We start from the raw sequence: 4,763 nt of genomic DNA on the forward strand, positions 1-4,763 counted from the left end.
GCATCCGCGAGCTACTTTCAGTATTAAATGAGAAAAATACAAGAACAGGTGGCGGAAAAACGATTCGTTTTTCGCCACCTGTTCTATTTTAGGGACTTATTGGACAGCCCCCTTTTAGGTTTTATAAATGAATAAAAGGTAAATAAAAAATCCGTTACATGAATGTAACAGACTTTATCTCCAACTATGCGCTTTTATCAAAATGAATGGCGGAGGAAGAGGGATTCGAACCCCCGCGGGCTTTAACACCCCTGTCGGTTTTCAAGACCGATCCCTTCAGCCGGACTTGGGTATTCCTCCGTATCAACAAAACATAATTTATCACGAATCAACTTTTCATGTCAACTACTTGTAAGAACCTTTTTTAAGAAAGTATATTCACAGAAGTCTGTCTTCTGCTATTGGATGAAAATTATCGCAGAGCCTCAAAATAATTATGTACTGTCTCAGAGACAGATATTTTTTTGAAAAACTTATAATAAAACATTTATATCATTATAAAAGAGTGTGAGAGCATTGCTTTTAATAGAAGTTTATAAGGGTATGGGTTGATTTTATCCACAGAAATCGTTATACTTAGAGAGCCGTGCTAGGTGGGGAGGTAGCGGTGCCCTGTAACTTGCAATCCGCTCTAGCAAGACTGAATCCCTTCTCGAGGCTGTCCGTATTGTAGGGTCTGCCTCTTGCACGTAGTGTTGACGTCTGGGTCCTGCGCAATGGGAACCCATGAACCATGTCAGGTCCGGAAGGAAGCAGCATTAAGTGGCATCTCTCATGTGCCGCGGGGTTGCCTAGGCCGAGCTGTCGACAGGAGTAACGCTTATGTGCGGCAGTCAAAGGAAGGTGCGCGGCTTTATTACGCGAATTCAACTCGTCCATTCCGGGCGAGTTTTTTATTTTTATGAAGTAAAAATTTTTGTTCCAATGCCTGTCCTTAACGACAGGTTTTTTACTGCCCTATTGGCTTGTGAGAGGGGTTTTTACGGGAGATTTATGATATAATCATTTGTATATGACTTGAAGATGAGAGGAGGGGAAATGGTGGTTTACCAAGCTTTTTATAGAGTATATCGACCGCAGTCATTTGAGGAAATGTCGGGGCAGCGCCATGTGAAGCAGACTTTGCAAAATGCGTTGCTGCATAATAAGACATCCCATGCTTATCTATTTTCTGGACCGCGGGGGACAGGAAAGACGAGTGCTGCGAAAATTTTCGCTAAAGCAATGAACTGCGAGAAAGCTCCATCTAAAGAACCTTGCAATGAATGTCCGACTTGTCGAAGTATAACGGAAGGCTCGAATACGGACGTTATCGAATTTGACGCAGCTTCCAACTCGAGGGTAGAAGAAATGCGGGACATAATTGAAAAGGTCCGGTTCGCTCCTTCGAACGCCCGCTTCAAAGTGTACATCATAGACGAGGTGCACATGCTGTCAAATTCTGCTTTTAACGCACTTTTGAAAACGTTGGAAGAGCCGCCATCGCATGCCGTGTTCATTTTGGCGACGACAGAGCCGCACAAGCTGCCTTTGACCATCATTTCCCGATGTCAAAGATTTGATTTTAAACCGATTACTTCAAGCGAAATAATTGAACGTATGAAAATGGTATTGTCTGACGCCGAGATCGATGCTGATGAAGAAGCCTTGAAAATTATTGCACAAGCGGCATCCGGCGGAATGCGGGATGCGCTTAGCATTTTGGATCAAGTCGTATCGTTCAGTGGAGACAAATTGACCGCTGAAGGAGCGCTGCTTGTAACGGGGTCAATTGGTGAAGATATTTTTTATCAATTAGCGGAAGCTTTGCTATCAAAAGACGCGGCAGCTGCTTTGTCTTTGTTGGATCAGTTAATTGCTGAAGGAAAAGATGTGTCAAGGTTAGCGGAAGATCTGATTACGTTTTTCAGAGATTTGCTTTTATTACGCTCTGCGCCTGATTTACATGAACTATTGGAATTAATCTCTGGGGATGAACGATTCGTTTCTATGGGCAATGCGTTTGAACCGGAAACACTTTATTCCTACATCGATATTTTATCGAAAACACAGCAGGAAATGCGGTTTTCAAACCATGCGAAAGTTTATATTGAATCCGCTTTGCTTAAGATGATCCATTTAGAAGGGGTAGTCGACCATGCTACGCAGCCCGTCGACCAAAACTTGATGCATAAAATCGAGTCGCTTGAAAGAATGGTTGCTTCTTTGCAGCAACAGCTGGAAAACGGTGTCAAGATAGGTGAGGCACCTGCACAAGGGAACCAGCCTAAGCGTAGCGCATCGAAAGTACAATCGATTCGAATTCCGACAGGCAAAATTAACGAAGTATTAAAAGCCGCTACTCGTCAAGATATCCAAATCATCCGTGAGGAATGGGCGAGCATGATGCAAACATTGCAACGTTCTCACTCAGCACTATTGGAAGAGACTGAACCAGTGGCGGCATCAGATAGTGCGTTTGTGTTAAAATTCAAATATGAAATCCATTGCCGGATGGCTTCGGAAAATCCGTCGCTTAGGGCAGGCCTTTCGGAAGCTTTGCGAGCAAGGACCGGCAAGGCGTATGAAGTGGTATATGTGCCGGAAGATGGCTGGTTGAAGGCGCGCGAAGAATTTATTCGTACGAACGGCTTGGCAAAACAACAGGATTCAGCAGATAATGATGGAGTGGAAGAACTGTCTTCTTCATTTATGGAGGAGTCTGGTTCCACAGCCGATGATCCGGTTGTCGCTGAAGCAGAAAAGATATTCGGCAAAGAGTTCATAATAGTTCATGATGACTAATCTTATTGAGGAGGAATTGAATATGCGCGGTATGGGAAATATGCAAGGCATGATGAAACAAATGCAGAAAATGCAAAAGAAAATGGCGGAAGCCCAAGAGGAATTGGGTGAAAAAAGATTAGAAGGTGCAGCTGGCGGTGGTATGGTGAAAGTCATCGTATCTGGACATAAGGAAGTACTTGAAGTGGCAATCGATCCGTCAGTGGTTGATCCAGAAGACGTAGAAATGCTGCAAGACCTAATTGTAATTGCAACAAACGAAGCGATGGGCAAAGCGGAGGAGTTAACTAATTCCACAATGGGTCAATTCACGAAAGGGTTGAACCTACCTGGAATGTTTTAGGAGGTAATGGGTAATGCATTATCCTGAACCAATATCAAAACTGATTGATAGCTTTATGAAACTGCCAGGAATCGGTCCGAAAACTGCGGGCCGACTGGCGTTTTTTGTATTGAGTATGAAGGAAGATACCGTATTGGAATTTGCCAAGGCGTTGGTTGATGCTAAACGGAATTTGCGATTTTGCTCTGTGTGTGGTCATATTACGGATATTGATCCTTGCCAAATTTGCCAAGATCAATCACGCGACCGCTCGATGATTTGTGTTGTACAAGATCCGAAAGATGTCATCGCAATGGAGAAAATGAGGGATTATAACGGTCTCTACCATGTTCTCCACGGGGCAATATCTCCTATGGATGGCATAGGCCCGGAAGATATCAACGTTCCTTCTCTATTGACACGTCTGCAAGACGAAGAGGTTCAAGAATTAATATTAGCAACGAATCCTACTATTGAAGGTGAAGCGACTGCTATGTACATTTCACGGCTCGTCAAACCGTCGGGCATTACAACTACAAGAATAGCTCACGGGTTGCCAGTCGGAGGAGACCTTGAATATGCAGATGAAGTGACGCTATCGAAGGCACTGGAAGGTCGTCGAGAGTTATAGGGGGAACAGAGAAATGTTCGGTCGAAAAAGAAAGATAAAAAAAGAATTTGATGATCGGTTGCGAAACCTGTTAGTGGAAACTAAAGAAGAGTGGGAGCAGGCAAGAGAGATCGAAAAATATTTAAACGACTACGACCAAGAAATTATTGTACGAAGAAAGATTGCAGAGAGCAAGTATTTTCATTTATTCAAAGAAGCAAAAGAACGGAGATTGCGAGTTGAATAATTTTTAACAGATTAAATAGAAGAGAGTGCGGGATATAATAGGAGGAAAGCGCATAGAATGGACCATTAGCCGAAAGGAGCGCTTTCCATGAAAATCTTCATCATTGCACTATCGGGTGCTATTCTTCTTCTATTATTAATGTTAAATAAAAAACAGCTCAGCAAACTATTTGAGAATCTTTCAGTATTTTGGTTTCGATTGGCATTCGCGTTCTTAGTATTATTCGCATTGAATATAGCTGGCGGTTTTGTCGGGTTATACTTCCCTGTCAATATTGCGTCAGGTCTTCTTTTAGCAGTTTTAGGAATTCCGGGTTTAGCGGCCCTTTTTTCTTTTGCATTCTTCCTATAGAAATTCAATATGGGCCTGGTCCATTGAATAGGAATGGACAAAACCACCGTGTAATTAAAACTACGATAGAGCGTTTTTTTCTTCTACAGTTTGTTCATAAGAGTATGCATTAATGCCGTTCGAAGTTTAGATAACAAGCTTCGAACGGTTTTCTTTTCATAGTAAAATAAAAGATAATTCTTTTTACGAATAAAGTATTGCAATATAGTCAGTTAGCTGTTAAAGTAAATAACGTTGCGTTTCCGATAAACGAAACAAACGAAAACAACTTTAAAAGTTTTTTAGAAAAGTTGTTGACACGAAAAACGCAAGATGGTATTATATAAGAGTTGCTTCTCTGAGAGGCGACGAAATGAACCTTGAAAACTGAACAGCAAAACGTCAACAAATAAAGTCTCAAAGCCGACCCCGTCGGCGGAAGAGACAAAACGAATCTTCGGATTCAAAAT

The 4,763-nt window shown here is 42.2% G+C and carries 5 protein-coding genes, 1 tRNA gene and 1 other RNA gene; 6 read left to right on the forward strand and 1 reads right to left on the reverse strand.

Annotated features, from left to right (window positions below; translation table 11 throughout):
- Positions 1-207: 207 nt before the first annotated feature.
- Positions 208-300: transfer RNA gene (locus WFH04_RS17855), tRNA-Ser, on the reverse strand.
- A 284-nt stretch (positions 301-584) separates the two neighbouring features.
- On the opposite strand from WFH04_RS17855, the gene ffs reads away from it, so the two are divergent.
- From ffs to WFH04_RS17885, 6 genes are all read left to right on the forward strand, one after another.
- Positions 585-851, forward strand: an RNA gene (gene ffs, locus WFH04_RS17860) — signal recognition particle sRNA large type.
- A 190-nt stretch (positions 852-1,041) separates the two neighbouring features.
- Positions 1,042-2,784 carry a DNA polymerase III subunit gamma/tau gene (gene dnaX, locus WFH04_RS17865; protein WP_336825644.1) on the forward strand — a complete coding sequence of 581 codons (1,743 nt, stop codon included), beginning with the start codon at positions 1,042-1,044 and terminating at the stop codon, positions 2,782-2,784.
- Between the two features lie 22 nt (positions 2,785-2,806).
- The gene (locus WFH04_RS17870) at positions 2,807-3,127 is read left to right on the forward strand and encodes a YbaB/EbfC family nucleoid-associated protein (protein ID WP_336825646.1); all 321 of its coding nucleotides are present in this window, start codon (positions 2,807-2,809) and stop codon (positions 3,125-3,127) included.
- A 13-nt stretch (positions 3,128-3,140) separates the two neighbouring features.
- Complete coding sequence (recR, locus tag WFH04_RS17875; RefSeq protein ID WP_336825648.1) at positions 3,141-3,737, forward strand: recombination mediator RecR; 597 nt, start codon at positions 3,141-3,143, stop codon at positions 3,735-3,737.
- A gap of 13 nt (positions 3,738-3,750) precedes the next feature.
- Entirely contained in the window at positions 3,751-3,963 is a 213-nt protein-coding gene (locus WFH04_RS17880; protein ID WP_336825650.1) for a YaaL family protein, read from the forward strand.
- Positions 3,964-4,050: 87 nt separating this feature from the next.
- Complete coding sequence (locus WFH04_RS17885; RefSeq protein ID WP_336825652.1) at positions 4,051-4,314, forward strand: pro-sigmaK processing inhibitor BofA family protein; 264 nt, start codon at positions 4,051-4,053, stop codon at positions 4,312-4,314.
- Positions 4,315-4,763: the final 449 nt, after the last annotated feature.

It is taken from the genome of Sporosarcina sp. USHLN248, assembly GCF_037144575.1.
Classification (GTDB): Bacteria; Bacillota; Bacilli; order Bacillales_A; family Planococcaceae; genus Sporosarcina; species Sporosarcina contaminans.

Excerpts from the sequence above, each read along its gene's own strand:
- WFH04_RS17870 (WP_336825646.1), top strand. The coding sequence starts at position 2,807 with ATGCGCGGTATGGGAAATATGCAAGGCATGATGAAACAAATGCAGAAA.
- recR (WP_336825648.1), top strand. The coding sequence starts at position 3,141 with ATGCATTATCCTGAACCAATATCAAAACTGATTGATAGCTTTATGAAA.
- WFH04_RS17880 (WP_336825650.1), top strand. The coding sequence starts at position 3,751 with ATGTTCGGTCGAAAAAGAAAGATAAAAAAAGAATTTGATGATCGGTTG.
- WFH04_RS17885 (WP_336825652.1), top strand. The coding sequence starts at position 4,051 with ATGAAAATCTTCATCATTGCACTATCGGGTGCTATTCTTCTTCTATTA.